This is a genomic window from Brevibacterium sp. MGP-B1 (assembly GCF_057766545.1).
This window is the reverse complement of sequence record NZ_CM173407.1, coordinates 2,639,240-2,664,697: the sequence shown is the minus strand read 5'-3', so window position 1 is coordinate 2,664,697 and position 25,458 is coordinate 2,639,240. Positions and strand designations below refer to the sequence as shown.

The following is a 25,458-nucleotide window of genomic DNA, read 5'->3' as shown; positions in this document are numbered from 1 at the left end:
CTGGCCGCCCGGAGGCAGCCGTGCTCACACGTCGGGGGTGAACCGGCCGTCCTGCGCCATCCAGCCGCCGTCGACGAGCTGCGAGTGCCCGGTGACATAGCTCGAGGCGTCCGAAGCGAGGAACAGGACGGGCCCGGCGATCTCGTGCAGGCGACCCCAGCGGCCCAGGGCGGTCTTGTCCGCATACGCGTCCCACCACTTGCCGTCGGTCTTGATCTGCTGCGTCAGGGGAGTGTCGAACGGGCCGGGCAGGATCGCATTGACGCGCACTCCTTGACCGCCGAGCTCGCTGGCCATCGTCTTCGTCAGCTGGACGACACCGGCTTTCGCTGCTGCATAGATTCCCTGGCCGGGTTCGATGGCGAGCGCCCGGAAAGATGCATAGGTGACGATCGACCCGCGACCGCGCTCACCCATCTCACGGCCGAACCCGCGCATCAGCCGGTACGTGCCCTTGAGGTTGATGTCGATGACCCGGTCGAACTCGTCGTCGGTGGTGTCGACGAGGCGTTTGCGCACGTTCGCCCCCGGTGTGATGACGAGGATCTCGGCATCGGCCCAGGCGTCCACGAGGGCATCGACGGAGGCCGTGTCCGTGATATCGACGGCTGCAGCCGTGGCCGTTCCGTCCGCTCCCGGCGCGGCCGATCCGTCCGCCGCCGTACCCTGCGCCGTGGAGTGGGCGGCTGACCCGCTGCCGCGAGCGGCGATGAGGGCGGCGGTCTCCTCGGCGCCGGTGAGGTTGAGGTCGGCGACGACGACGTGCGCCCCCGCATCGGCGAGCCCGATCGCGCTGGCCTGGCCCAGTCCGGAGCCGGCCCCGACGACGACGGCCGTGCGCCCGCTGAGGTCGAACAGGGACGGGATCGACGGGTTGTTCTCGTTCGTGGGCATCGGCTCGTTCGTCGACATCGGGAATCCTTCCGGGCGGGGTTCGGTTCCGGAGCGACACCGGTGTCGCTCCGTGGACTTCAAAGGTATGCCCGCCGAGGCGGCCCCGCGGTCCCCGTTTCACCTTGTGGAACATCGGCTGAGGTCAGGACCGCCTCGGGGAGGGTGTCAGAATTTCTTGCTGTCGACGTAGCGGATCTCGTCGGGGAGGTTCGCCAGGTAGTCGACGATGAAGTAGGCGATGGCCTCCATCGTGGGGATGTCGCGCTGGCGGGCGCGCGCCATGGTGCGGCGGTGCTCGGCGAACTCGTAGAAGATCTGCCCGGGTTCGAGCTTGCGGGTGAGGTTCTCCGGGATTGCCTGGATGAGGGGTTTGTACACCTCGTCGAGCCAGCGGCGGGCGGCTTGGGATTCGTCGAGTTCGTCGAATTCGGCGATCTCGGGAGCCGAACGGAACGAATCGAGGTCGTTGAGCATCGCTCGGGCCTGGTTCTCGTTCGCGCCGATCCCGGTCAGGCGAAGCAGACGCCGTGAGTGGTGGTTGGGTTCGACGACCTTCGGGGACACGAGGAGGCTGATGCCGTCGAGATCCGTCGTCACAGTCAGTTCCCCGAGGTCGAAGCCCAGGTCGTTGAGGCGGCGGATGCGTTCGTCGATGCGCCAGCGTTCGTTGACGCTGAATTCCTCGACCCGGGTCAGCTCCGCCCACAGCGCGTTGTACGACTCGCAGAGCCGTTCACCGGCCGCCAGCGGATCGGTCTCGGGGGCGATGAGTCCCGCGGCCTGCAGATCGAGGAAGTCCCCGGCGATGTTCATCCGCGCGATCCGCAGGTCCATGTTCCGCTGCCCGTCGGAGAGCTGGTCGTGCAGCTCGCCGGTCTCGGCATCGACGACATAGGCGGCGTAGGCATCGGCATCGCGGCGGAAGAGCGTGTTCGACAGGGACACGTCTCCCCAGTAGAAGCCGACGAGGTGGAGGCGAACGAGCAGCACGGCCAGAGCGTCGACGAGGCGCCCGCCGGTGTCCTCGGCCAGGTCCCGGGAGAACAGCGCACGGTAGGGCAGCGAGAATTCGAGATAGGCGGTGATGAGAGCGCCCTTGAGTGCCTGGCCCGATGAGGTCCTGCGCTTTCCGACGACGGCGCGGGCTTCGACGAGGGGGACGTCGAGGTTGCCGAGCGCGCCGAGGATGTCGAACTCACGCGTGGCCTGCGCGTCGTCAGTCTCCTTGATCGCGAGGACTTCGTCTCCGATCTCGACATAGCGCACGACGTGGCGGGAGATTCCGCGGGGCAGGCCGCCGAGCAGCTTCTCGGGCCATTCGGCCAGGGGCAGGTGCCAGGGGAGTTCGGCCAGGGCCGCATGATCGGCGTTCCGGACAGTGTGGATCTCCGGTGAGGGAGCGGCCGCGCCGACCGATGCGGCCGCGCTATTCGAAGTTGCAGTCGATGGTGAGGCCTGTGCTGACGGGTCCGGCGGGGGCAGGGTTCCCGGCACGGCTCAGGAGTCCGTGTCGGAGACCGAGGCCACGAGCGCCTCGGCGAGGTCGGGTGTCTCCACGCCGATGAGCCGCCCGCGATCGAGGAAGGCGATCCGGTCGCCGAGGACCTTCGCATCCTCGAGATCGGAAGTGGCGTAGATCGTCGTCAGCCCGAACTCCTGCTGCAGCTGCTTGATGAGCGCAAGAGTCTCCGCCTGCTGCTCGGGGACGAGATTGACCACGGGCTCGTCCATGATGAGCACCTTGGGTCGGCGCACCACGGCACGCGCCAGGGCCACGGTCTGGCGCTGCAGCTGGGTGAGGTCGCCGGGAACCGAATCGAGGATGTCGCTCAGCCCGATCTTGTCCATCACGGATTCGACGCGTTCTGTGATCTCGTCGGCGGGCAGGCCGTCGACGCGCAGCGCAAAGCCGAGATTGTCGCGCACGCTCATATGCGGGTAGAGCGCGTAGCTCTCCAACGCCAGGGTGACATCGCGGTCGTTGACGGCGGCGTGGGTGATATCCGCGCCGTCGATGAGGATCGTGCCGGACTTCGGGGTCTCAAGTCCGTGCAGCATCCGCAGGATCGTCGACTTGCCCGACCCGCTGGGTCCGTAGAGGACGAGGAACTCTCCGTCATCGACGAAGAGATTGAACGGGTGGACGGATTCGGACGTCGTGTTCTCGTAGACATGACTGAGGCCATTCAACGACACCGTTGACATAAGTCCTCCTAAAACTTCTGAATAACTCCGTGAGCAGCTGGTCGTCGGTGACCCGGCAGGGATGCTCAGTCACTCTCATCCTAAGGGGTGGATGGTTGGGGTACTCTGTGAATTCGACAAAGCGTAGAGTGATTCTCAGCACGATGGCTGTGCGCCGACGCATACCGCGGCGTCCACCCCGCCGGATGCGCCGACGCAGACCACGGCGCGAAAGTAGACTGATTCGTATGAAGGTCACGTTGGACGAGGTCGCTGCCAGGGCCGGAGTCTCCCTGGCCACGGTCTCCCGAGTGCTCGGTCGACGCGGTGCCGTCGCCGAGTCGACCCGGGCGAAGGTGCTGGAGGCGATGAGCGAGCTCGGCTATTCGCGCTCGACCCTGCTCCATGATGCGCCGAGGCGGCTCGTGGCCGTCAGCGCTCCCGGCAATCCCGAACATTGGCAGGTCCAGGTCTGCACCCGCGTGGCCAAGGCCCTGCAGGATCATGATCTCCTCGTTACCCGCCCGCTCGTCGAGACCGACCCGGAACCGCTGCAGACCGCGATCGACGCGGGCGCCGTGGCCCTGGTGACCACGACGATGACGAGTCTGAATACGGAGATCCCCTGCATCCGCGTCGCCGAACAGTCCGCCACCGAGGAGGTCTCCGAAGCCGGGACGGAGGTCATCGCCGCGCGCCTCGACCTCGGCGGTGGGATGACCACGGCTTTCGAACATCTGCGGGCGATCGGCCACCGGCGCATCGGGCTGATCTGCAACGACAGCGGTGAACTGGCCATCCAGCTGATCCGCCGCTTCCTCGCCGAACATCCGGCCAGAAACCTCGGGCTCAACCTCGAGGACTGGATCTCACGGGTGCCGAAGTCGTTCTCGGGCGGATCACGTGCGGTGCTCGAACTCAAGGATGCGACCTGCACAGCGGTGATCGTCCAGTCCGCGCTGCAGCTGCACGGCGCCCTCCACGGACTGCGGAATCGGCATCTGCAAGTGCCGCGGGACATGTCGGTCGTCGGATTCGGCGATTCCCCGACGATGAAGTTCACAGGCCCGCCGGCCACGGTGCTCGGCCTCGACGTCGAGGGGCTGTCGAATGCCCTCATCGATGCGACGCTGCAGACCCTGCGGATCTCGACGACGGGTCTGCCTTCGGTGCCTCCGGTGTTCCGTCCTCGACTCGTCGCCCGAACCTCGACGACGGCGGCCCGCCAATGAGGGAGCACCTGCCCGAGCACCGGCACGTCCGTCTCGCCGAGATCGCCGGCACCGCCGGAGTCTCGAAAGCCACCGCCTCACGAGCTCTGCGCGATCCCGAATCGGTGTCGGCCGCCTCGTTGGCGAAGGTGCGGCAGGCCCTGGCGATCCTCGGCGCTGCCGGGCAGGCCCCGTACGCCTCATCCGGGACACGGGAAGGATCAGGGGCTGGGGCCGGATCGGGTGCCGCCTCGTCGCTCATCGCGCTCATCAAACCCGCGGTGTCAGCAGGCAACGTGGACCCGTATTCGCGGCTTGCGGAGATCCTGACGAACCGGATGTTCGGGCTCGGCATCGCCGTCGTCCACATCGAGGCCATCGCCGAACGCAATGAGGCCCTGCTCGAGACCATCCTCGGCAGCGAACACGGCGGCCCCACGATCTCCGGAGCCATCGTCGTCGGCGGCGGTGCCGCCGGTGTGCTCGCAGGGATGCTCGCCGAACGCGGGCTGCCGCTCATCCGCATCTCGAATGCCCGCCACGACGACGGGATCTCGCGCATCTACCTCGACGCGACCGGCGGAATCGAGACCGCCGTGGCGCACCTCGTCCACCTCGGCCACAAACGGATCGGGCTCGCCGTGCTGCGCGATTCGGCGGCCCCGGCCCGCATCGCCGGCTTCCGCAGATCGATGGCAGGGATCCTCCACATTCCCGCCACCCGTGATCAGGCCCCCGTCGTCGAGGCCGCCGGCGGAGCGATGGCCGGAGTCGCCGCCGCCGAGGAGCTGCTCGATCTGCGCTGCACCGCCGTCATCGCCTGCGCCCCGTCCCTGTCCTTCGGCATGCTCGAGGCCGCCCAGCGGCTGCGGCTCGACGTGCCCCGGGACCTGTCACTGCTCACGGTCGGCGACGTCCCCGACGCCGATGTCGTCCAACCGCCCCTGTCCCAGGTCGTCTACGACTGGGCGACCGTGGCGCAGTCGGCGATCGATGAGATCCGCGCGATGATCGCCGCCGGTGATGCGCGCGTGCACGTCGATTACACGGTCGACCCGGACCTCGTCCTCCGGGCCAGCGCCGTGCCCCCGCAGCGCCGCTGATCTCGGTTTTCGATCACAATCATCCTCGCCGAGGCGGCCGTGCCGTGACGTGGACGGTGCGAAGGAAATCCGTGCGCTCGGCAACGAGGCGGCCGAGCAGTTCGGCCACGGCCGCAGGATCGGCGATCCGCCACGAAGCGCGAGTCGGGGCGGACCCGACCTTGACGGTGAGGCCGGCGTTCAGAGCGCGGGAGCCCGTGAGTTCGTCGAGGGCCGCGAAGGCGTCCTCATCGGTGACATCGTCGCCGAGGTAGCCCATCGCCGTCGGTTGGCCGGCACGGGCGAGCAGCCGGATGCCATCGCCTTTCGTCGCCTGTTTGACGGCGAGTTCGGTGATGTCGTGGCCTTCGATGACACGGATGTCCGGGAACTCCTCGACCACGTCGAGGGCGTGTTCGTGCAGTACCGCGGCGGCCTCGGGGGCGAGTCCGCGAGTGTGGACCGTCCGCGAATAGGGTTTGCGCTCGATGAGGAAATCCGCGGGGCCGTCGACATTGCACGAGTCGTTCGCGCCAATCGTTGCGGTCGAACCCATCGTTGCCGCCGAACCCGTCGTCGCCGCGGCCGAACCGGGGCGTTCATCAGCGCCCGGAAGAGTGTGTTCGAACGCGTCGAGGTGTGCGTCGATGGCGGCGAGCATCTCCGCCTCGGCCGGAGCGAGCCCGGGAGACCGGATCACGGCGGAGTCAGGATCGCGATCAGCGTCGCTGCCGAGCTCGGCCTCCGCGCCGTGCGAACCGATCAGCCACGCCGAGTCCGGCGCCTCGGACAGGCGTCGCAGGGTCGCGATATCGCGTCCGGACACCAGTGCCACCCGAGTGCGCGGCAGACCGGCAAGCGCCGCGATGGCCGAGGCCGAATCGGGGACCATCCGGGACGTCGACGGATCGTCCTGAAGAGGTGCGAGCACCCCATCGAAATCCAAGGCCAGCAGCAGCGAATCGGCGGTGGCGAGATCACGCAGGGCCACCTCGGCGGTGGCGGAGGGGGCAGGACCGAGCACGGTCGGCTTCGATGTCACTGTTCGTCTCCTAGCGGGCGGTGGAGATATCGTCTGTCCACTCGGCATCATCGGGTCTGTCGGCGCGATCGGACGGGGCCGCCGGCACATCCGGCGGCGGTGCGGTTCGGTTCTTCTGCACCACGGGCCGTTCCGGGACGATGACCTCGGGATTGTCCTTGATGTGCTCGAGTTCGGCGAGGAAGTTCTTCGACCACCGGCTCACGGTGTCCGTGGCGACCCTCTTGCGCATCTGCTTCATCCGTCGTGTGCGAGTCCTCTCGTCCATCTGCACGGCTTCGAGGATGCCCGCCTTGAGGTCGGCGATGTCGTGGGGATTGACCATCACCGCGCCCTTGAGCTGTTCGGCAGCCCCGGTGAATTCGGAGAGCACGAGGGCTCCGTCGTCCCGCCTTCGGCACGCCACATATTCCTTGGCAACGAGGTTCATTCCGTCCCGCAGAGCGGTCACCAGCATGACATCGGCGGCGAGGAAGAACGCCGTCATCTCGTCGCGCGGATAGGAATGGTGGAGGTAGCGCACGGGAATCGATCCGACATCGACCTGCTCACCGTTGATCCGCCCGACGGCCAGTTCGACGTCGTGGCGGATGATCTTGTACTGCTCGAGGCGTTCCCGCGACGGTGTCGCGATCTGAATGAGCACGACATCCTCGACATCGAGTCGGCCCTCGGCGAGCAGCTCCCCGAACGCCTTGAGCCGGTGGCGGATGCCCTTCGTATAGTCCATCCGATCGACGCCGAGCATGACCACCCGAGGATTGCCGACCTCCTCGCGGATCTGCTTCGCCCGCTCGAGGATCTTCGGATCGCGGGCGAGCTCCTCGAGATAAGGGGTGTCGATCGAGATCGGGAACGGCTCGGCGCGGACGAGGTGGGCCGGGAGGAAGTCACCCGGCGGGACCGAGACGGTCGACCCCTTCGTCGCGTATCCCAGACGCCCGCGGACGGCACGGCGGAAGTTCGCTGCGTCCGCCGGCCGTTGGAACCCGATGAGGTCGGCACCGAGGAGCCCGCGGAGGATCTCGTCGCGCCACGGCAGCTGAGCGAAGAGCTCGTAAGGCGGGAAGGGAATGTGGTTGAAGAACCCGATCGCGAGGTCAGGGCGCAGACGTCGGACCATCTGCGGAACCAACTGGAGCTGATAATCGTGAACCCACACGGTCGCGGACTGCGCAGCCACCTCGGCGACCTTGGCCGCGAAGCGCTCATTGACCCGCACATACGCATCCCACCAGGTGCGGTGGTACTCGGGAGGGACGATCACATCGTGATAGAGCGGCCACAGTGTGGCGTTGGAAAACCCTTCGTAGTACCTGAGGACATCCTCACTTGTCAGAGTCACCGGGGTCAGGTGCATGCCGTCGATGGTGAAGGGTTCGAAGTCCTCGTCGGCGACGCCCGTCCACCCGATCCAGGCGCCCTCCTGGGCCTTCATCACGGGAGCCACTGCAGTGACCAAACCCCCAGGTGAGGTGCGCCATCCGCGATTCTCGTCGTCGGGATCGCGGTCGACGGGCAGGCGGTTGGCCACGACGACGAAATCGCTGTCGCCGTAGGGGATTTCGGTGCTGGGCTCGGCAGAGTCGACGGTGCTCATCTGCGCCTCCTCCTGTGTCGGTCCTTGGAATGAACTGTACTCGCTCGACTAGGCTTGGCCAGGTGATGGATCAGGAACTGGGAGGCTACCGCCTCATCGAGGAGCTCGGCTCGGGCGGCATGGGTGTCGTCTACCTCGGTGTCGATGGCGGAAACAACCCGGTCGCGGTCAAGGTCCTCCATCCGCATATCGCCAATGACGAGACCGCCAGGAAGCGTCTCGCCCGCGAAACCCGCACCCTGCGCCGGATCCGACATCCCCGCATCGCCGAGGTGCTCGACGCCGAACTCGATTCCGCGCAGCCGTTCATCATCACCGAATTCGTCGACGGGCAGACCCTGTCCGATGACGTCCGCGACAACGGCCCCTTCGCCGAGGATGAGCTCGTCCACTTCGGCCACGCCCTCCTCGACGCTCTCAACGCCGTCCACGATGCCGGCGTCATCCACCGCGACCTCAAACCCGCCAATGTGATGATCATGGACGGTGAGCCGATGGTCATCGACTTCGGCATCGCCCAGGTCGCCGACGAAGTGCGCGTGACCGCCACCGGGCTGGTCATGGGCACCCCCGGCTATCTCTCCCCGGAGATCGCCGACGGCAAGACGTCGAGTGAGAAGACCGACTGGTGGGGGTGGGCCGCGACCATGGCGTTCGCCGCCACCGGCCGCAACCCCTATGGCTCCGGACCTCTGGAAGCCGTGCTCGGTCGTGTGGCCATGGGCAAATTCGACCTCGACGGGGCGCCGAAGAACTTCGCTCCGCTCATCTCCGCCTGCCTCGACCCGAAACCCGAACGTCGTCCATCGGGGCAGATGATCCTCGACGCTCTCGTCGACATCGAGTCCGGGCGGATGCCGCAGCTCGGTTCCGGTCCCAGCGGAGGGGGCGGCGCGGGTGGTCCGCAGCGGACATCGAGCGGGACCGCAGTCATGCCTGCCGTCGACGACGGTGGCAGCGGGCATGGCGGTTCCGGTCTTGGTGGTGCCGGTTTTGGTGGTGCCGGGGCCGCTGGGGCAGCGCTCGGGGGTGCGGCTCTGGGTGCGGGCACGGGGTACCCGGGAGCCGGCCCGTCCGGCAACGGGCAGCCGCAATATCCCGGATCCAGCCGACCGACCAATCATGCCGGGTCGGGTCACGGTGCCGGGCCCAGCCAGGGATCGGGCCATGGTCCCGGGCAGATGCACGGGCAGCCGCCGCAGCAGGCAACCGCACCGCCGATCAGCAATCCTAACGGCGGCATCCAAGCGGGGCCGGGCTCCCCGATGGCCGGTGCCGACCTCGGCCGTTCCGGCTTCGTCCAACCCGGTCACGGACAGAACCTCGTCGGACCGAGTGGTCCCGGCGGACAGCATGGCCAGGTCGCCCAAGGACAGTGGGGCGGCCAGTCTGGTCCCGACGGTCAGCTCATGGGGCCCGGCGGCCAGCCGATGCAGCAGGGCGGACAGCAGATGCAGCCCGGCGGTCAGCCGTGGGCGCCGATGGGATACCGACGAGTGCGGTCGGGCGGCTGGGTCGTCTTCGGACTCGTCGTCCTAGCCGTCGCCGTCATGCCTCTCGGCCCGCTGGTTATCAGCGTCGTCGCGCTGATCTGGTCGGTGCTCGCCCGCACCGGCACACGTCTGGATCGGAAGGTCCAGCGGTACCGGTTCGACCGCGGAACGGATTCGGGCGGATTCTTCCGGGCGCTCGCCTCGGCGCCGGGGGCCGTGCTGGCCTCGATCCTGACCTCGGTGGCTTCGCTCATCCTGCCGGCGATCGCGGCCGCTGCCGCGCTCGTGCTCACCCGGCTCGACATCGCCGGGATCGTGCCCAGCGGGTCTTCCGAACAATGGTCGGTGTGGGCGGCCGGCGCCGCAGGTTCGCTGGTGCTGTGGGTTGGACCGGGTGCCTCGAGCCTGCGCTTCGGCTCACGTCTGCTCGTCTCGGGAGCCACTCGCAATCAGCTCGGCCGTCTCATCGCCTTGGCCGTGATCGCGCTGCTCGTCATCCTCGCCGTCATGGTCATCCAGTCGGGGGCGGCCATGTCGTGGTGGCCGCTGACGATCAACCCCTTCGACTACCTGCCCGGACCGGTGTGAGCCGATCAGACTGATTGTTCGGTCTGGTGCGGGTCGGTCGGTTCGACGCGTGCGGGAATGTGAGAGTTCACCTGGGCGATCGTGCGCCTGGGCGACTGGGCGCCTGGGCGACTGGGCACCTGTTCAACCGTGCGATCGTGCGATTCGATCCGAACTGAGCGCCGGAAGAGCCCGAGGTAGTTGAACGTTGTAGTTGAACCTTGAATGTTTCTGGGAGTCGGCCAAGCACCTATTTCGGTACAGTGGTGCCGTCGGGTCGCGGAAGCCGTCCCGCACCGTTCGGGCCTCAGGCCGCACCGATGTCAGACGATCCAACGTGAGGAACAATGGCGAAGAACAACTCCGCGGACGACAAGCGGAACCGCGCACGCGAGAACGCCCGCCAGATCGCGGCGAATCAGGCGAAGAAGGAGAAGACGGCGAAGACGATCCTGTACACCGGGATCGCAGTGGTCGTCGTCGCCGTGCTCGCTGTGGTCGGTGTGCTCGTATTCCAGCAGAGCAAACCCGCTGTCAGCCCCTCGAACTATGTCTCCGACGGGATCACCGTGGGCAAGGACAACACGCTCGTGCAGCCGCTGAAGATGCCGGAAGGTGAGGAATCGGATCTGCCGGCTCCGACCGAGGCGGGTGCGAAGAAGGGCGCTGCCACGGTCACCGTCTACCTCGACTTCCAGTGCCCCGGCTGCAAGGCCTTCGAGGAAGGCAATGCGAGCATGCTGCGCAAGCTCGCCAACGAGGGGTCGATCGTCGTCAACTACAAGCCGGTGTCGTTCCTCGACCGCATGTCCAGCGGCAACGAGTACTCCACTCGCGCCGCCAACCTCGCCGCCTGTGTCGTCGACAGCCAGCCCGAGGTCGCCATGGACCTGTTCGACGCACTCTACGCTCAGCAGCCGGAAGAAGGCAGCGAGGGCCGCACCGATGAGGAGCTACTGAAGGTGGCCGAGGACGCCGGCGTCGACACTTCGAAGAAGCTCAAGGCCGATCCCGAGCAGACCGTGAAGTCCTGCGTCACGGACCGCACCTTCGACAAGTTCGTCGAACAGTCAAGCCAGACCGCTCTGGACGACGGTGTCGAAGCCACCCCGTGGGTGCTCATCAACGGCAAGCACACCGACAAGACCAGCGACTCGCAGGCCCTGGCCACCGAGATCCTCAAGGCCACCGGAGAGTTCAAGGGCTGATCGCCGGGGGTCCTGATCGGCTCCCAGTCGACGTCTGACCGGACATCGTCCGGGGCAGCGCTCGGCCCGGCAGTGCACGAATGAAGGCCGGACCCCGCCGAGGTGGGGCCCGGCCTTCGTCGTCCCCGCAGGATGGGCGGTGCCTATCGCATGGGAATTGCATACGGTGAGGTCGGGGCCGCCTCGGGGAGGGGACGGTACAGGTTGAGGCTGGGCCGCCTCGGTGAGAGATCCTGCGGACTCGTCTCCCACCGGTTTTGTGGCCGGACCCGGCCATGGACTACTATCGTGTAGGCGCGCACGCTCGGTGCGCACCACGCCTCCTTAGCTCAGTTGGTAGAGCACCGCTCTTGTAAAGCGAAGGTCGTCAGTTCGAGTCTGACAGGGGGCTCCACTCGGGACAGCCCCGCGCATCGCTGGAAACAGTGAGCGCGGGGCTTCTTCATGCCCGGGCCGTGCCGTGGCTGTGATCTGCGCTGCTGCGGGCGACGGGCCTTGGCCGCGCTCGTTCAAGCAAAAGCTTCTCGTTCAAGCGCAAACATCTCTCGTTCAAGGCGGAGCGCGGATATCGATGCGTACACGGCGCGAAAAGTGCGCTCAGCCTTGAACGAGGCAGCGGAGGCGGAGACGAGCGGCGGAGGCGAGCGGCGGAAGCGAGCCGTCGGGCGACCGGCTAGGTCTGGCCATCGCGTCTGAAAACGAGCATGAGGGAGCGCATGCTTAAGACGAAGCCGCCGAAGAGCAGCACGAAGCCGAAGAACGAGTACAAGTGGATGTCCTTCGTCAGCAGCGGACCCTCATCGCTGGTGATGAGCATGATCGCTCCCACCACGGCGGCCCCCGCGAGCACGGCCACGATGAGCTGCTGAAACAGACTGGTGAGGAAGCTGCGGTCGGAGGGATTCTCGAGCACACGCATGTTCATCGAGAACCGTCCCTGTTCGAGGTCCTCGGTGATCTTGTTGATCCGGCGCGGCATGCGGTCGATCATCGGCATCAGCTGCAGGGCCCGACGCTGCAGCTCATCGGTGATCTTCGTGCCCTTGAGCTTCGACCTCACGAGCCTGTTACCCTCCTGCCGGGACACGGCGACGACATCGAAGTGCGGATCGATCGTCAGCAGCGCACCCTCCACGGAAGCCATCGCCCGGAATGCGGCGCTGATCGGCGCCGGCACGGAGAACCGGTGCGCGAGCACGAGATTGAACAGATCGTCGAAGAGCTTCTGCCCCTGCGCCGCGCGAGTGCCGCCGCCGTAGCGCAGCAGGAGTTCACCGACAGCCCGTTCGACCTCCCGATCGTCGAGCCCGTCGGGACGACCGAGGAGTTCGATGAGGGCGTCGGTGGCCCCTGCGCTGTCGTTCTGGTCGATCGAGTAGAGCATGAGTCCCAGCGAGGTCTGCGTGCCCGGATCGAGTCGGCCGACCGCACCGAAGTCGAGCAGCCCCAGCTTCCCCTCGGGAGTGATGAAGATATTGCCGGCATGCAGATCGGCGTGGAAGATCCCATCACCGATGATCTGCTCGAGCGTGGCACCCAGCAGCGTGGTGGCCAGCCGAGACCGTTCGGCATCGCTGAGCCCGGTCAGCAGCGCCCCCGCACGTGAGACCGGCTGCCCGGACAACCGATCCATGACCAGCAGACGTTCGCCGCTGAGGCCCGGATAGCCGTGCGGAACGGTGACGTCGAACTTCCCCGACCGTTTGAGAGAGGCCTCGATGCTGGCCATATTGTCCAGCTCGATCCGATAGTCGAGTTCCTCCTCGAGCGTGTTCGCGAACCCCGCGGCCAGCGACCGCACACCCAGATCCCTGCCCCAGGTCGTGGTCTCGTTCAGCCAGCCCGCCAACCGCAGGATGATGTCGAGATCCTGAGTGACCTGATTGAGCGCCTTCGGCCGCTGCACCTTGACGATGACCTCCGTGCCGTCGAGCAAGGTCGCCTCATGGACCTGCGCCACCGAGGCGGCCGCCAGCGGCGTAGAGCCGATCCGTGCGAACACCTCCCCGATCGGTCGACCGAGCCGCTCGGCGATGGCCGGTTCGATGACCGACCAGGGCTCGGGCGTGACCTGCGTCTGGAGGGTTTCGAGCTCACGGACGAACACCGGCGGGAGGATGTCCCGGCGGGTCGAGAGCATCTGTCCGAGCTTGACGAAGGTCACCCCCGCCTCGGCGAGGGATTCCTTGAGCGCTCGTGCGGTCTTGACGTCGCGACCCGGCGAATCCCCTCCGAAACCGCGCAGCTGGGAGCCGAGCCCGTGCCGCACGGCGATGGACACGACCTGGGCATAGCGGCGGCCGCGGCGACGGCGGGACTTCCACCCGAAGAACAGCGACTGAGGGCTCGGCAGGGATCCGGTCGGAAAGGCCGCTTCGAGCATGACGAGAGCACCGACGCCCAGGGCGAAGATCCACCCGAGGGCGAGCACCATGAACAGCACCGCCACTCCGGGAGAGACGTCGAGACCGTCGACGTTCTGCCCGGTACCGGCCCGGTAGAGGTACTGGACGGTCACGGCAACGACGGCGCTCATAACGAGACCGACGGCCAGCGTGCGCGGCCAGCCGGTGGGTACGCCGACGACGCGACGGACCACTGTGGCGGCGAACCATGACTGCAGGAAGAGGAAGACGAGCGCAGCAAGGCTCACCAGCACATATCCGCCGACGTCCAGTGCTTCCATCGATGACTCTCCTGATCCTGTTCGGACTCTCAGCTGTCGGTCGACGCTGTCGGCCGGCCGCTGAGGGCCTTCAGCTTCGGGCTGTCAGCCGAACTTCGTCGATTCGGTCATCTCCAGCCTAGTCCGTCGAATCAGTCCGTGCGCGGCGGATCGAGGCGCCTCCGCCTTCCGGGCAGACCCACCTGACGGGCCCAGATGAGGATCCACACCGCACCGAGGAAGGCGAGCAGTCCCGGGAAGAGCACGCCGAAGCGCAGGGTGGTCACGGTGATGATGAGGGACAGCAGCGTCGGCCCGCCGAGTTTGCCGCCGTTGTTGAAGATCGCCCAGATGCCGAGGAACCGCGGCCTCCCGACCGCGGGAGAGAGGTCCGCCCCGATCGTCATATTCACTCCCGCGCCGAGGCCGTTGCCGAAGGCCATGACCGCGGCGGCGATGACCATCCCGGCGAGATCCGGTTTCGCGACCATGATGACGAACCCGGCGCCGAAGATGGACAGGCACGCGACGAGGGTCGCGACCCGACCGAGGTGATCCTTGATGTACGCGCCGAGGAACATGACGATGAGTTCGAGTCCCGCGCCGAAGGCGATGATGAGCGAGATCGAGGACTTGTGCAGACCGATCTCGACGCCCCACAGCTGGACGACGACCGGCTGGGCGGCGCGGGCGGCTGCCAGTGCGATGATCGTGACGCCGGTGAGGATGACCGATTTCCACCGCACGTCCAGCGGCGGTCGACGATTCTTCTTCTCCCGCTGAGGCTGGGTGACGTCTCCGTGTGCAGGCTCGGTCGCCGCGGTGGGGTCGGCCGCCGTGGCGGGGTTGGGAGCATCGGCGGGGGAGGGACCGTCATCGTTCGCAGGCGAGGTCGGGGCCGCCTCGGCGCGTCGGGGATGGTCGTCGAAATCGGGGATCTGCGCGATCGGTAGGGCCATGATCGCGATCGCGGCGACGGCGGTGAGGCCGGAGAAGATGAACACGGACCAGATCGGGAAGACGAGCATGAGGCCGGCGCCGATCATCGGCCCGACGAGGTTGCCGACCCGCTGCGTGCCGCCGAGCGCGGTCATCGCCTTCGCGAGGTCGGCCGGCGGCATCACCTCGGCGACGACGGCCTGCCGGGCCAGGCTCCACACGTCGGAGACCGGGCCGAAGACCATGAGCGCGACCGTGTAGACGAGCAGCGAGTACGGCGAATCCCAGATGAAGGCGGCGACGATGGAGCCGAGCACGATGATCGCCCCGCACGTGGCCACGAACATGGCCCGGAAATCGCCGAGGCGGTCGATGAGGATCCCGGCCGGCACCGTGGCCATCAGGGACACGGCCCCCATGATGCCGACGATGGCGGCGGCGAACGCCTGCGTCGACCCCAGCGAGAGTGCCCCGAGCACGAGGATCGGCATGATCGCACCCAGGCCGACGGCGAAGAGGGCGAACGGCACGAGCACCGGCCACAGGATGGGTTTGAGCACGTGACAAGCTTAGTTGAGGCGGGGCCGAGGCGTTCGCGGAGTCCGAGGTGAGAGCGGCTGTGCGGTATGCGGATCACCGGGCGTGACAGCACGGCGGGTATCGGAGTCGGCCGGGCGGCCATAGAATGTGCGAGCACTCAATCCGACCGTTGAGGATCCCATGACCGCACAGCACTCAGCCGCACCACGGTTCCGCCTCAGTCCGATGCAACCGCGAGATCCGGGTGAAGAGGGGCGGGCAGCCAGCACGCTCGAACTCTTCTTCGACCTCGTCTTCGTCATCGCCGTCTCGATCGCGTCCTCACACCTGCATGACACGATCACGGCGGGCCGCCTCGGCGATGGGGTGGTCAACTACCTGGTCGTGTTCTTCGGGATCTGGTGGGCGTGGATGAACTTCACGTGGTTCGCGACCTCCTTCGACACCGACGACTGGCTCTACCGAGTGCTCACGATCGTGCAGATGGGCGGGGTGCTCATCCTCGCCGCCGGCATCGGCCCCGTCTTCGAGAACGAGGACTACCGGCTGCTCATCGGCGGCTACGTGCTCATGCGCATCATCATGATCTCCCAATGGCTGCGGGCCTCCCGCGGTGCCGGGGCCGCACGGTGGACGACGATCATCTACGCGGCGGGGATCGGCCTGGCCCAGATCCTGTGGGTGATGTGGCTGGCCATCGACGACCCCATGATCCGGTCCGTGGGCCTCGTCGTGCTCATCCTCGCCGAGGTGGCTGTGCCGGTCATCGCCGAAGCCCGCGGCAAGACTCCGTGGCATCCGCACCACATCACCGAACGCTATGGCTGCTTCACGATCATCGTCCTCGGCGAGAGCCTCCTGGCCTCGGCGAACACTGTCTTCGACGCGTTGGGCGAAGTCGAGGACATCGTCCCGCTGATCTCACTGGGCGTTCTCTGCCTCATCGTCACTGCGGCGATGTGGTGGATCTACTTCTGGCCGCCGCATCACCGGGCGATCGGCAGCCTCGGCGGATCGCTCAAATACGGCTACGGCCACTACTTCATCTTCGCCGCCGCCGGAGCATTCTCGGCCGGGGTCGGCGTGGAGGCTGATTCCCAGCTCGGTGCCAGCGCTCTGAATCCGGTGCTGGCGACGTTCACGGTCTCGGTGCCGATCGCGGTGTTCGTCCTCGGGGTATGGGTGGTCGCCATCCGCGCCAACGCCAATGCCGTCGTCAACACCGTCGTCCCGGCCTGCGCGCTGCTCGTCCTCCTCGACCCGATCATCCCGGTCCCGACGTTCCTCACGACGTTCTTCATGGTCATCATCGTCATCACCCTCGTCGTGTTCCCTCCGCTTGACGACGACGGCAGGACCGGCGCCGAGGCGGTCGTGCGGTGAGCGTGCCCCGCTGAGGGGTGCGCGGCTCACCGACACCAGCGCACCGTCGATGGGCATCTGCAGGGGAGGGCCGGGCTCTTGAAGCCACCGCATGCCGCGCGACACTACCGCATCCGAGGTGAAAGTGGCACGCTGGAGTCATGGTCTCTCAGAGCGTCGTCCCATTTCACAGTGTCGTCCCGCCCTACCTTCTCGATGCGATCGCCGAGCGCGGCACCGAACGGTTCCCGAAGGCCGCGGCCGCCGCGGCAAGCTGCCGGATGTCCGATGAGAGCTGCCGGAACCTGCGCCTGGCCGGGCTGCGCTATACCCCTCCGGCCGATCTCGGCAAAGACGAATCCGCGCTCGCCGCATCCGCTCCTGCAGGACTGCAGCGTCTCGTCCACGATGCTCAGAACACCGAGGTGCTGCCCGGCGAACTCGTCCGCTCCGAGGGCGAAGAACCCGTCGACGATGAGCCGGTCAACGAAGCCTATGACGGGCTCGGTGCTTCGTATTCGCTGTTCTCCGAGGTGTTCGGGCGCGATTCGCTCGATGGCGCGGGAATGCCGCTCATGGCCAGCGTCCACTACGGCAAGGACTACGACAACGCCTTCTTCGACGGCCGCCTCATGGTCTTCGGCGACGGCGACGACGAAGTGTTCACCGGGTTCACCGGCTCGCTGTCGATCATCGGCCATGAACTCTCCCACGGCGTCATCAGCCACACCGCCGATCTCGAATACTTCGGCCAGCCGGGAGCGCTCAACGAGCACTGTGCCGATGTCTTCGGTGCCCTGACCCAACAGCACGACGCGGGACAGAATGCCGAGGACGCAGACTGGCTCATCGGTGCCGGAATCTTCACCCCCGAGGTGACCGGCCGTGCCCTGCGCTCCATGATCGAACCCGGCGCGGCTTATGACGACGACGTCCTCGGCAAGGATCCGCAGCCTGCGCATATGGATGACTTCGTCACCACCGATTCCGACAATGGCGGGGTCCACCTCAACTCCGGGATCCCGAACCGGGCCTTCGCGCTCGCCGCCATCGCCGTGGGCGGCCCGGCCTGGGAAAGCGTCGGACAGGTCTGGTACTCCGTCCTCACAGGGGCCGAGATCACGCAGCGCACCGAATTCGCGGAGTTCGCAGAACTCACCATCGCCGAGGCGGCCGACCAGTTCGGAGCCGGGTCCGACGTTCACGATGCGATCGTGTCCGGATGGGAAACCGTGGGCATCTCCCACGCCGGTTCGGCCCGCGGAAACCAGGGGAGCAGCTGGTGAACGAGCAGTCTGCCGATGGGTTCGGGCATCTGCTCGTGGAACGCTCGGGCGGGATCGGCGGGATGCTGCTCGTCTGGGAAGTCGACATCGACGCAAGCACCCGACGCGATGACCTCGGTCCGCGCATCGCCGAACTTCCCTGGTCCGACAGCGGGCAGAGCGATGGTGTGACTCAGCATGATGCTTCCCCGCAGACGACGGGGGCCGACCGTTTCGCCTACCTCATCGAGAGCCGGTACGGGCGAGTCCGCTTCGGCGAGTCTCAGATGCCGCCGGAGTGGAAGCAGCTGGTCGATGATGTGCGGGAAGTCGCCGAACCGCAGAGGCGGCAACCCAGCTGACCCCTATGCTGGAGGTCATGACCGACACCAACCATGACCCGAGCAGCGACGCTCGGACGACGGCCGAGAAGAACGAACGCGACCTCGAAGCCGGGGTCCATACCGACCTCAGGGAGTCGATGACCTACGGGTCGTATCTCGACCTCGACCGGCTCCTCGGAGCCCAGCATCCAGTCAGCAGTCCCGAACACCACGATGAGCTGCTCTTCATCATCCAGCACCAGACCACGGAGCTGTGGTTCCGGCTCGTCATCCACGAACTCCTCGACGCCCGGCGACTCATCGCCGCCGATGAGCTGCAGACCGCGCTCAAGCGCATCGCCCGCGTCAAACACATCCAGAAGACCCTGACCGAGCAGTGGTCTGTCCTCGCCACGCTGACGCCGAGCGAATATGTCGGCTTCCGCGATCAGCTCGGCCGTGCCTCCGGCTTCCAGTCCTGGCAGTATCGGGCCGTGGAGTTCCTGCTCGGCAACAAGAATCGGGCCATGCTCCCGGTCTTCGACGGTGAACCCGAGGCGCGTGCGGCCCTGGAACAGTACCTCGAGGAACCGAGCATCTACGACGAGTTCCTCGCCTGCCTGGCCCGGCGCGGTCTTCCGGTGCCGCAGCGGCTCCTCGACCGAGACAAATCGGTCGCCCACACCTTCGACGAGGAACTGTGCGATGTCTTCCGCATCATCTACGAGAACCCGCAGAAGTACTGGCAGGAATACGAGAGCTGCGAAGAGCTCGTCGACCTCGAGGAGAACTTCCAGATCTGGCGCTACCGGCACATGCGCACCGTGTTGCGGATCATCGGCATGAAACGCGGAACAGGCGGTTCGAGCGGAGTCGGATTCCTGCAGAAAGCGCTCGATCTCACGTTCTTTCCAGAACTCTTCGACATCCGCACCGGAATCGAGAACGGCCCCGGAATCAGCCCCGAAGGGGTCTGAGGCGCCTGCTCGAGGGCAGGCGGAGCCGCCGAGGCCTTCACCGGGGCGGCTCTTCTGCTGTGGAGCCGGCCCTCGGCCGAGCGGCAGGCTCTTCGGCTGAGCGGCAGGTTCCTCAGCCGAGCAGCAGGCTCTTCACCTGCGGGAAGAACGGGGAGTCGGGGTCGATGACATCGGCATGGTTCGCCCCCGGCAGTTCGGTCAGGGCGGCGGGGAAGACACGGGAGAATTCGACGTCGACGGTGGCATCGGCATCCCCGTGGATCGAATGCACGTCGACGCGAGCCGGGATGAGGGCGGCCCGTGAGCGCGGATCGTGGCGCAGGTAGGCTTCCAGACCGTCCTCGGGACGCACACCCATATAGTCAAGGACTGCTCCATCGCCGAGGTGGCCCTCGACTTCCCGCAGCAGATCGGTCACCGGTGCCAGTGGGCGCAGACGGATCCGCGGTCCCTCGTCGGGCAGGTGCGAAGCCCAGGCGAGGACGAGGCAGCCACCGGCCGAATGGCCCGAGACGATGAGATTGCCCTGTGCTCGTTCGCTCACACCCCAGCGCGGCAGTTCGGCGCACACCGATTCGATGGCCGCGGTGACATCGTCGAGCAGGAGCGGCTGACCGCCGAGGCGTCGATACTCGACGGAGGCGACGAGCACTCCCGACTCGGCCAGCGCCCGAGCCAACGGTCGGGCATGGGACAGATCGGTGCGGGGGCGGAAGTAGCCTCCGTGGACGAAGATGACTGTCGCCGAGGCGGTCGCCGGGTCACCATAGACCTCGACGAACTGCTCGGGGGCCTCCCCGTAGGCGTGCCGGAAGGACGGAGCCACGTCGGTCCCGGCGGCGGAGAATTCGGGAATGCGCACGGACTCGACGCTCATCCTTCGGAACCCCGAGGTGCGTTCACCTCACCGGCTTCACCTGCGTGAGCTTCGCCCGAGCCGGTCCGGTCGGCAGCGCCCGCTTCGCCGGCGGCGCCTGTCTCACCGTTCTCCCGGGCACGGTCGACCTCGCGCGAGCGTTCGACGAGGTCGCGGACGCGGGTGAGCTCCGCCAGCTTCGGGTCCAGAGTGTCACCTGAGGACTGCCCGCGCAGCCGGCGACCGACCCACGGGGCCAGGTACTCCCGGGCCCACCGCGACTCCTCACTCATCACCTCGCGGATCGCCCGCGTCGGACGGGCAGGAACACCGAAGCCCTTCACCGGCAGGGAGCGGCCGCTCTCCAGGGTTGCCAGAGCTTGCTCGGCGACGAGATGGTGGCCCTTCGTCGACAGATGGATGCGATCGTCGGCCCACATCTCCGCGGCGTAGAGCGAACGCAGCCCCCACAGGTCGACCATATGGCAGCCGTGCCGCTGCGCGATCGACCACAGGTGGGCGTTGTAGATTCCCACGCGCGGACGCACCGCACGGATGAGCGGGGTGCTGAACTCGGTATCGAAGCCATTGCACATGAGCACCTCGATACCGGCCTCACGCATCGCGATCACGGCGCGTTCGAACTTCGCGGCCAGGGCATCGATATCGGCCTTCGGGCGCAGGCAGTCATTGCCGCCGGCGCACAGGCTCACGAGGTCCGGCTTCATCTCGAGGACCTGCGGCACCTGGTCGTCGACGATGCGGTCGAGCAGCCGCCCCCGGATGGCCAGATTGGCATAGGACAGGTCCGGACTGCCCACCGACGATTCGGTGAGCATGAGCGCGAGCCGGTCCGTCCAGCCGCGGTACCGATCCTCGACCCGCGGGTCGCGATCCATCAGACCCTCACTGAACGAGTCTCCGATTGCGACGTATGAGGTGATCGGCTCAAGCATCAGGGATCCTTCTCTCTTCGTGCGATTCATCCAGACTATACGCCGGACCCGACGCGGGGACCCGTCCGCCCCCAATTGCTACCTGACGGCGGCCCAGCAACCTCGCGCGAGGTTGCTGGGCCGCCGTCAGGTAGCAATTGGGCGGGGCGAGGGCGGGAACTCGCCCCGTCGGAGGCCTCCCGCCAACGCGACGAACGGCCCCGAGGTCACCCAGCCGAAACCTCGAGTGGCGTAGACTCGACACCGCAGCCAGACGTCGTCGCCGACCCCCTCGCTAGGAGCAGAATGTATCGGTCAGTCCCGGTCCCCGCAGCCACAGATTTCATCATCACGAACGCGCGGATCGTGCCCGTGGCCGATGCGTCCGGGAACCGTGCCGAGACGATCGAATCCGGCACGCTGACGGTCAGAGACGGACGCATCACCGAGGTGGCCCCCGGCTCCGTTGACAACTCATCCCTCACAGCGGACACCGAGGTCATCGATGCCGGTGGACGCTGGGTCCTGCCCGGTTTCATCGAAGCCCACGGCCACCTCGGCGTGCATGAGGACGGTGAAGGCTGGTCCGGTGACGATACGAACGAGATGACCGATCCCAACGGTGCGGGCCTGCGCGCGCTCGACAGCATCGACCCCACCGATCTCGGATTCAAGGATGCCCTGCGTGGGGGTGTCACCTCGGCGCTCATCAAACCCGGTTCCGGCAATCCCATCGGCGGTCGCACCGCCTTCCTCAAGACCTGGGGTCGGATCGTCGACGAAATGCTCGTGACACAGGATCTGTCCGTGAAGTCCGCACTCGGTGAGAACCCGAAACGCGTGTACGGGGAGAAGAAGGTCACCCCATCGACGAGGATGGGCACCGTCAAGATCATCCGCGACGCCTTCGTCGAAGCGCGGAACTACCAGGCCAAACGTGCGCAAGCGGAAGCCGACGGCACCCCGTTCGACCGTGACCTGGTCAAGGAGACCCTGGCCGACGTCCTCGACGGCAAGCTCGCATGGGACCAGCACTGCCACCGCGCCGACGATATCGCCACTGCCATCCGCCTGTCCGAGGAATTCGGCTACCGCCTCGTCATCAACCACGGGACCGAGGGCCACAAGATCGCCGATTTCATCGCCGCCAAGGGCATCGACGTCATCCTCGGACCCCTGATGACATCTCGGTCGAAGGTCGAACTGCGCGACCGCACCCTGGCCACCGCGGCCTCCCTCGCCGAGGCGGGTGTGCGCATCGCGCTGACCACCGACCATCCGGTCATCCCGATCAACTTCCTCATCCACGAAGCCTCCCTGGCCGTGAAGGAAGGACTCGACCCGGTCGTCGCGATCGAAGCGCTGACGATCAATCCGGCTGCGATCTTCGGCCTCGACGACCGCCTCGGTTCCTTGGCTGTGGGCCGTGACGCCGATATCGTCATCTGGTCCGGCGATCCGCTCGATCTGGGGTCCCGCGCCGAGACCGTCTTCGTCTCCGGCCGTCGCGTCTTCGACTACGACGCCGCCTCAGGAACCGCGCACATCGCCGACCCGCTCGGCCCGACACTCATCAGCGAGCCGTGAGCGACAGAGAACTCGAAGACGCCACCACCACCGAGGTTCGGGTCGAGGATCCGGCTGAGCCGGGCCCTGTCCGCGGTTCGTCCCCGGCCCCGGCCTCCGGCGGCAATCCGGAGGCCGGATCCCAGGCCCTGCGCGAACTCCTCGAACGCACCCGCCTGCAGCGACTTGCCGAACTGAGGGACTCCTCACCGGAACCCCAGCCCGAAGATCTCGCTAGGGCCGCCGCGGCGAAGGCGGCGAAGGCCGAGCGCGGCGGCGGGCGGTCGAAGTCCCGCACCGACCACCTCGGTGCGTCTCAGCGCATCGCCCAGAAGGTCGCCCGGCGCACCGTGGGCAAACTCGTCTCCGGTACGACGGAGAACACGCAGCCGGTGCCGATCGTCACCGCGCTCAAGGGCACCCCGTACCAGGCGCCCGTCCAGGCGAATGAGCCGAGCGAAGACGAAGCCCGGATGATCCTCGACCTCGCCGCCGATATCGCGGCGATGATGATGCGTGCCGGTGCCGGCACCAGCGATGTCGAGGTCTCCGTCATCGCCGCGTGCACGGCGTGCGGTCTGGCCACCGTCGAGGTCGATCTGACATCGAACACTCTCGTCGTGCACTATTCGACTTCGGACGGGCGTCTGCTGACGGTGATGCGGGTCAACCGCGGTGAGTCCACGCATTTCGCGAAGCTCGCCTCGGTGCACAAGCTCGTCACCGACCTCGTCGACGGGCGTTTGGAATTCCATGAGGCACGCAGTCGTCTCGACGCGATTCGCACGCAGCGGCGACCGTTCCCCGAATGGTTCACCACCGGAGCCTGGGGTTTCATGGTCGGTGCCCTCGTCCTGCTGCTCGGGGGAGGCCCGGTCGCGATTCCCCTGGGCATCACGATGGCCATCGTCGTGTTCCAGTTCGGCAAGCTGCTCGGACGCACCCACCTGCCGTCGTTCTTCATCACCGCTCTGCAGGCCGCCTCGGCGACGCTCATCGCCACCATCGCCGGCGACGTCGGCATCATCAGCTCTCCGCAGTACCTTGTGGCTGCCGGAATCGTGCTGCTGCTGCCGACCCAGTCGCTGTACTCGGCGGTTCAGGACGCGCTGACGAACTTCCCGCTGACCGCGGCCGGACGGGTCGTCGGGGTGTTCATGACTCTGGCCGGCATCGTCTCCGGCATCGCCTTGGGCATCGTGTGCGGTCAGGCCATCGGGCTCAGCCATATCGAAGTGCTCGTGCCGAAGACGAGTCCGCATGTGGTCACGGCGATCCTGTCGATGGTCGCGGCGGCCGTGGTGTCGATGGCCGGCGCTGTGGCGATGTCGGCCAGGCGCCGGTTCATCCTGCCTGCGGCGCTCGTCGGCCTCGCCTCGCACATCACGATGATGTCGCTGACGCTGCTGGAGATCGACAATGTGCTCGCCAGTCTGCTGGCTGCCACCGTCACCGGTTTCCTGTCGCGGCCGCTCGCGCTGAGGCTGGGGGCCCCGGCGATCGTGCTCATGATTCCCGGCATCTACACCCTGCTGCAGGGGCTGTCGATCTTCACCGCCGTCTATCAGATCGCTTCGGATTCGGAGAATGTCACGTTCGCTGTGGGCCTGTCCTCACTGTTCACTGCGATCCTGGCGAATGCGGCCCTGGCCGTCGGCGCTGTGCTCGGGAGCTATCTGGCGCTGCCGCTGAAGAACCTCAAAAGCCAGAGTTCGGCCGAGGAGAAGGTCGAAGAGGTGCGCAGCGGCGAAACCTCGACCGCCGTCATCGACTCGGTGCAGCCGGGAGGCGCGAAGACGCAGTCGAGTGGGCCCGGAGGAGCGAAGGCGCAGTCGACCGAGACCGGAGCAGCGAAGCCTCAGCCGAGTGGGGCCGGAGGAACGGGATCCTCAGAGGAGACCGAGACCGGTCCGATTCAGATCTGATCCGGGCTCAGATCGGACCCGGACTCAGACCTGACCCGAGTTCAGATCTGATCCGGACTCAGACCTGATCCGGGCTCATCGGATCCGGGATCATGCCCTATCTTGCGGGCCTGAGCCGAGTTCAGACCTGATTCGGCAGGGCCCAATCGATCGGGTCGATGCCCTTCTGCGCGAGCAATTCATTCGTGCGCGAGAACGGTCGGGAGCCGAAGAATCCCCGCCGTGCCGACAGAGGTGAGGGATGTGCGGATTCGATGATGGCCACCTCGGCGGTTCCTGATGTCAGCAGGGGAGCGAGGTTCCGGGCGTCGCGGCCCCAGAGGATCGCGACAAGCGGCTGATCGCGTTCGATCAGCGCGGTGATCGCCCGTTCCGTGATCTCCTCCCAGCCTTTGCCGCGGTGGGATGCGGGTTCGCCGGGGGAGACGGTCAGCGCCCGGTTGAGCAGCATGACTCCCTGGCGCGACCAGGCACGCAGGTCCCCGTGCGCGGCCGGCGGAATCCCGAGGTCGGACTCGAGCTCCTTATAGATGTTGCCCAGCGACCGCGGCAGGGGGCGGACATCGGGGTCGACGGCGAATGACAGGCCGATGGCGTGGCCGGGCGTCGGATAGGGGTCCTGGCCGACGATGAGGACCTTGACCTCGGACAGCGGTTCGGCGAAGGCGCGGAACACGAAGTCCCCGGAAGGCAGGTAGGCGCGACCGGCGGCGATCTCATCGCGGAGGAAGCTGCCCATCGAGTGGATGCGCTCTTCCACTCCGGCCAGGGCGTTCGCCCAATCGGGGGACATGATCTCGGTCAGCGGAGGCGTCGACGTCATG

20 protein-coding genes and 1 tRNA gene are annotated in these 25,458 nt (G+C 66.8%); 11 read left to right on the top strand and 10 right to left on the bottom strand.

Annotated features, from left to right (window positions below; translation table 11 throughout):
• Window positions 1–24 precede the first annotated feature (24 nt).
• From AC3CD9_RS12180 to AC3CD9_RS12170, 3 genes are all read right to left on the bottom strand, one after another.
• A complete protein-coding gene (locus tag AC3CD9_RS12180) occupies window positions 25–912 on the bottom strand; it encodes an SDR family NAD(P)-dependent oxidoreductase (protein WP_488364103.1) in 888 nt (295 codons plus the stop codon).
• Window positions 913–1,059: 147 nt separating this feature from the next.
• The gene (locus AC3CD9_RS12175; protein WP_488364102.1) at window positions 1,060–2,388 is read right to left on the bottom strand and encodes a DUF4032 domain-containing protein; all 1,329 of its coding nucleotides are present in this window, start codon (window positions 2,386–2,388) and stop codon (window positions 1,060–1,062) included.
• Window positions 2,389–2,391: 3 nt separating this feature from the next.
• Window positions 2,392–3,099, bottom strand: coding sequence for an ABC transporter ATP-binding protein (locus tag AC3CD9_RS12170; protein ID WP_229663984.1), 708 nt, complete (start codon window positions 3,097–3,099; stop codon window positions 2,392–2,394).
• A gap of 227 nt (window positions 3,100–3,326) precedes the next feature.
• Between AC3CD9_RS12170 and AC3CD9_RS12165 the strand changes: the two genes are divergently transcribed.
• Together AC3CD9_RS12165 and AC3CD9_RS12160 are read left to right on the top strand one after the other, a co-directional pair.
• The gene (locus AC3CD9_RS12165) at window positions 3,327–4,310 is read left to right on the top strand and encodes a LacI family DNA-binding transcriptional regulator (RefSeq protein WP_488364101.1); all 984 of its coding nucleotides are present in this window, start codon (window positions 3,327–3,329) and stop codon (window positions 4,308–4,310) included.
• Window positions 4,307–5,392 carry a substrate-binding domain-containing protein gene (locus AC3CD9_RS12160; RefSeq protein ID WP_488364100.1) on the top strand — a complete coding sequence of 362 codons (1,086 nt, stop codon included), beginning with the start codon at window positions 4,307–4,309 and terminating at the stop codon, window positions 5,390–5,392. Before AC3CD9_RS12165 ends, AC3CD9_RS12160 begins: the two co-directional genes overlap by 4 nt.
• Before the next feature lie 19 nt (window positions 5,393–5,411).
• Here the strand turns inward: AC3CD9_RS12160 and AC3CD9_RS12155 are convergent, their stop codons facing one another.
• Window positions 5,412–6,413 carry a trehalose-phosphatase gene (locus AC3CD9_RS12155; RefSeq protein WP_488364099.1) on the bottom strand — a complete coding sequence of 334 codons (1,002 nt, stop codon included), beginning with the start codon at window positions 6,411–6,413 and terminating at the stop codon, window positions 5,412–5,414.
• 10 nt (window positions 6,414–6,423) lie between these two features.
• Window positions 6,424–8,013 carry an alpha,alpha-trehalose-phosphate synthase (UDP-forming) gene (locus AC3CD9_RS12150; RefSeq protein ID WP_482400744.1) on the bottom strand — a complete coding sequence of 530 codons (1,590 nt, stop codon included), beginning with the start codon at window positions 8,011–8,013 and terminating at the stop codon, window positions 6,424–6,426.
• A 65-nt stretch (window positions 8,014–8,078) separates the two neighbouring features.
• Here AC3CD9_RS12150 and AC3CD9_RS12145 point away from each other — a divergent pair, with 65 nt between their 5' ends.
• The 3 genes from AC3CD9_RS12145 (at window position 8,079) to AC3CD9_RS12135 (ending at window position 11,675) form a co-directional block, all read left to right on the top strand.
• On the top strand, window positions 8,079–10,094 hold the full coding sequence (locus AC3CD9_RS12145; protein WP_488364098.1) for a serine/threonine-protein kinase: 2,016 nt from the start codon (window positions 8,079–8,081) through the stop codon (window positions 10,092–10,094).
• A gap of 326 nt (window positions 10,095–10,420) precedes the next feature.
• Window positions 10,421–11,281, top strand: a complete 861-nt coding sequence (locus AC3CD9_RS12140) for a DsbA family protein (protein WP_488364097.1) — start codon at window positions 10,421–10,423, stop codon at window positions 11,279–11,281.
• 318 nt (window positions 11,282–11,599) lie between these two features.
• Window positions 11,600–11,675, top strand: a tRNA-Thr gene (locus AC3CD9_RS12135).
• Window positions 11,676–11,954: 279 nt separating this feature from the next.
• Here the strand turns inward: AC3CD9_RS12135 and AC3CD9_RS12130 are convergent.
• Window positions 11,955–13,967: an ABC1 kinase family protein gene (locus tag AC3CD9_RS12130; RefSeq protein ID WP_488364096.1), complete on the bottom strand. Its 2,013-nt coding sequence runs from the start codon at window positions 13,965–13,967 to the stop codon at window positions 11,955–11,957.
• A 131-nt stretch (window positions 13,968–14,098) separates the two neighbouring features.
• Window positions 14,099–15,445 carry an MFS transporter gene (locus AC3CD9_RS12125; protein ID WP_488364095.1) on the bottom strand — a complete coding sequence of 449 codons (1,347 nt, stop codon included), beginning with the start codon at window positions 15,443–15,445 and terminating at the stop codon, window positions 14,099–14,101.
• Between the two features lie 160 nt (window positions 15,446–15,605).
• On the opposite strand from AC3CD9_RS12125, the gene AC3CD9_RS12120 reads away from it, so the two are divergent.
• The 4 genes from AC3CD9_RS12120 to AC3CD9_RS12105 all read left to right on the top strand — a co-directional run bounded on the left by AC3CD9_RS12120 (window position 15,606) and on the right by AC3CD9_RS12105 (window position 19,352).
• A complete protein-coding gene (locus AC3CD9_RS12120; protein ID WP_488364094.1) occupies window positions 15,606–16,808 on the top strand; it encodes a low temperature requirement protein A in 1,203 nt (400 codons plus the stop codon).
• Window positions 16,809–16,948: 140 nt separating this feature from the next.
• On the top strand, window positions 16,949–18,073 hold the full coding sequence (locus tag AC3CD9_RS12115) for a M4 family metallopeptidase (protein ID WP_488364093.1): 1,125 nt from the start codon (window positions 16,949–16,951) through the stop codon (window positions 18,071–18,073).
• On the top strand, window positions 18,070–18,414 hold the full coding sequence (locus AC3CD9_RS12110; RefSeq protein ID WP_488364092.1) for a protealysin inhibitor emfourin: 345 nt from the start codon (window positions 18,070–18,072) through the stop codon (window positions 18,412–18,414). Before AC3CD9_RS12115 ends, AC3CD9_RS12110 begins: the two co-directional genes overlap by 4 nt.
• Before the next feature lie 17 nt (window positions 18,415–18,431).
• Complete coding sequence (locus AC3CD9_RS12105) at window positions 18,432–19,352, top strand: tryptophan 2,3-dioxygenase (protein ID WP_488364091.1); 921 nt, start codon at window positions 18,432–18,434, stop codon at window positions 19,350–19,352.
• Window positions 19,353–19,464: 112 nt separating this feature from the next.
• On the opposite strand, the gene AC3CD9_RS12100 is transcribed toward AC3CD9_RS12105, so the two are convergent.
• Entirely contained in the window at window positions 19,465–20,229 is a 765-nt protein-coding gene (locus tag AC3CD9_RS12100; protein WP_488364090.1) for an alpha/beta hydrolase, read from the bottom strand.
• Window positions 20,226–21,164 carry an SGNH/GDSL hydrolase family protein gene (locus AC3CD9_RS12095; RefSeq protein ID WP_488364089.1) on the bottom strand — a complete coding sequence of 313 codons (939 nt, stop codon included), beginning with the start codon at window positions 21,162–21,164 and terminating at the stop codon, window positions 20,226–20,228. Before AC3CD9_RS12095 ends, AC3CD9_RS12100 begins: the two co-directional genes overlap by 4 nt.
• Window positions 21,165–21,449: 285 nt before the next feature.
• Between AC3CD9_RS12095 and AC3CD9_RS12090 the strand changes: the two genes are divergently transcribed.
• A complete protein-coding gene (locus AC3CD9_RS12090) occupies window positions 21,450–22,730 on the top strand; it encodes an amidohydrolase (protein ID WP_488364088.1) in 1,281 nt (426 codons plus the stop codon).
• On the top strand, window positions 22,727–24,634 hold the full coding sequence (locus tag AC3CD9_RS12085; protein WP_488364087.1) for a threonine/serine exporter family protein: 1,908 nt from the start codon (window positions 22,727–22,729) through the stop codon (window positions 24,632–24,634). The genes AC3CD9_RS12090 and AC3CD9_RS12085 overlap by 4 nt, the downstream gene beginning before the upstream one ends.
• 121 nt (window positions 24,635–24,755) lie before the next feature.
• Here AC3CD9_RS12085 and AC3CD9_RS12080 read toward each other — a convergent pair whose 3' ends face one another.
• Complete coding sequence (locus AC3CD9_RS12080; protein WP_488364086.1) at window positions 24,756–25,457, bottom strand: uracil-DNA glycosylase; 702 nt, start codon at window positions 25,455–25,457, stop codon at window positions 24,756–24,758.
• Window position 25,458: the final 1 nt, after the last annotated feature.

Bases quoted from the DNA above. Each gene is read 5' to 3' on its own strand.
- AC3CD9_RS12105 (WP_488364091.1), top strand. From the start codon at position 18,432: ATGACCGACACCAACCATGACCCGAGCAGCGACGCTCGGACGACGGCC.
- AC3CD9_RS12090 (WP_488364088.1), top strand. From the start codon at position 21,450: ATGTATCGGTCAGTCCCGGTCCCCGCAGCCACAGATTTCATCATCACG.
- AC3CD9_RS12180 (WP_488364103.1), bottom strand. From the start codon at position 912: ATGTCGACGAACGAGCCGATGCCCACGAACGAGAACAACCCGTCGATC.
- AC3CD9_RS12130 (WP_488364096.1), bottom strand. From the start codon at position 13,967: ATGGAAGCACTGGACGTCGGCGGATATGTGCTGGTGAGCCTTGCTGCG.
- AC3CD9_RS12170 (WP_229663984.1), bottom strand. From the start codon at position 3,099: ATGTCAACGGTGTCGTTGAATGGCCTCAGTCATGTCTACGAGAACACG.
- AC3CD9_RS12145 (WP_488364098.1), top strand. From the start codon at position 8,079: ATGGATCAGGAACTGGGAGGCTACCGCCTCATCGAGGAGCTCGGCTCG.
- AC3CD9_RS12080 (WP_488364086.1), bottom strand. From the start codon at position 25,457: ATGACGTCGACGCCTCCGCTGACCGAGATCATGTCCCCCGATTGGGCG.
- AC3CD9_RS12165 (WP_488364101.1), top strand. From the start codon at position 3,327: ATGAAGGTCACGTTGGACGAGGTCGCTGCCAGGGCCGGAGTCTCCCTG.
- AC3CD9_RS12120 (WP_488364094.1), top strand. From the start codon at position 15,606: ATGACCGCACAGCACTCAGCCGCACCACGGTTCCGCCTCAGTCCGATG.
- AC3CD9_RS12140 (WP_488364097.1), top strand. From the start codon at position 10,421: ATGGCGAAGAACAACTCCGCGGACGACAAGCGGAACCGCGCACGCGAG.
- AC3CD9_RS12160 (WP_488364100.1), top strand. From the start codon at position 4,307: ATGAGGGAGCACCTGCCCGAGCACCGGCACGTCCGTCTCGCCGAGATC.
- AC3CD9_RS12115 (WP_488364093.1), top strand. From the start codon at position 16,949: ATGGTCTCTCAGAGCGTCGTCCCATTTCACAGTGTCGTCCCGCCCTAC.
- AC3CD9_RS12100 (WP_488364090.1), bottom strand. From the start codon at position 20,229: ATGAGCGTCGAGTCCGTGCGCATTCCCGAATTCTCCGCCGCCGGGACC.
- AC3CD9_RS12095 (WP_488364089.1), bottom strand. From the start codon at position 21,164: ATGCTTGAGCCGATCACCTCATACGTCGCAATCGGAGACTCGTTCAGT.
- AC3CD9_RS12150 (WP_482400744.1), bottom strand. From the start codon at position 8,013: ATGAGCACCGTCGACTCTGCCGAGCCCAGCACCGAAATCCCCTACGGC.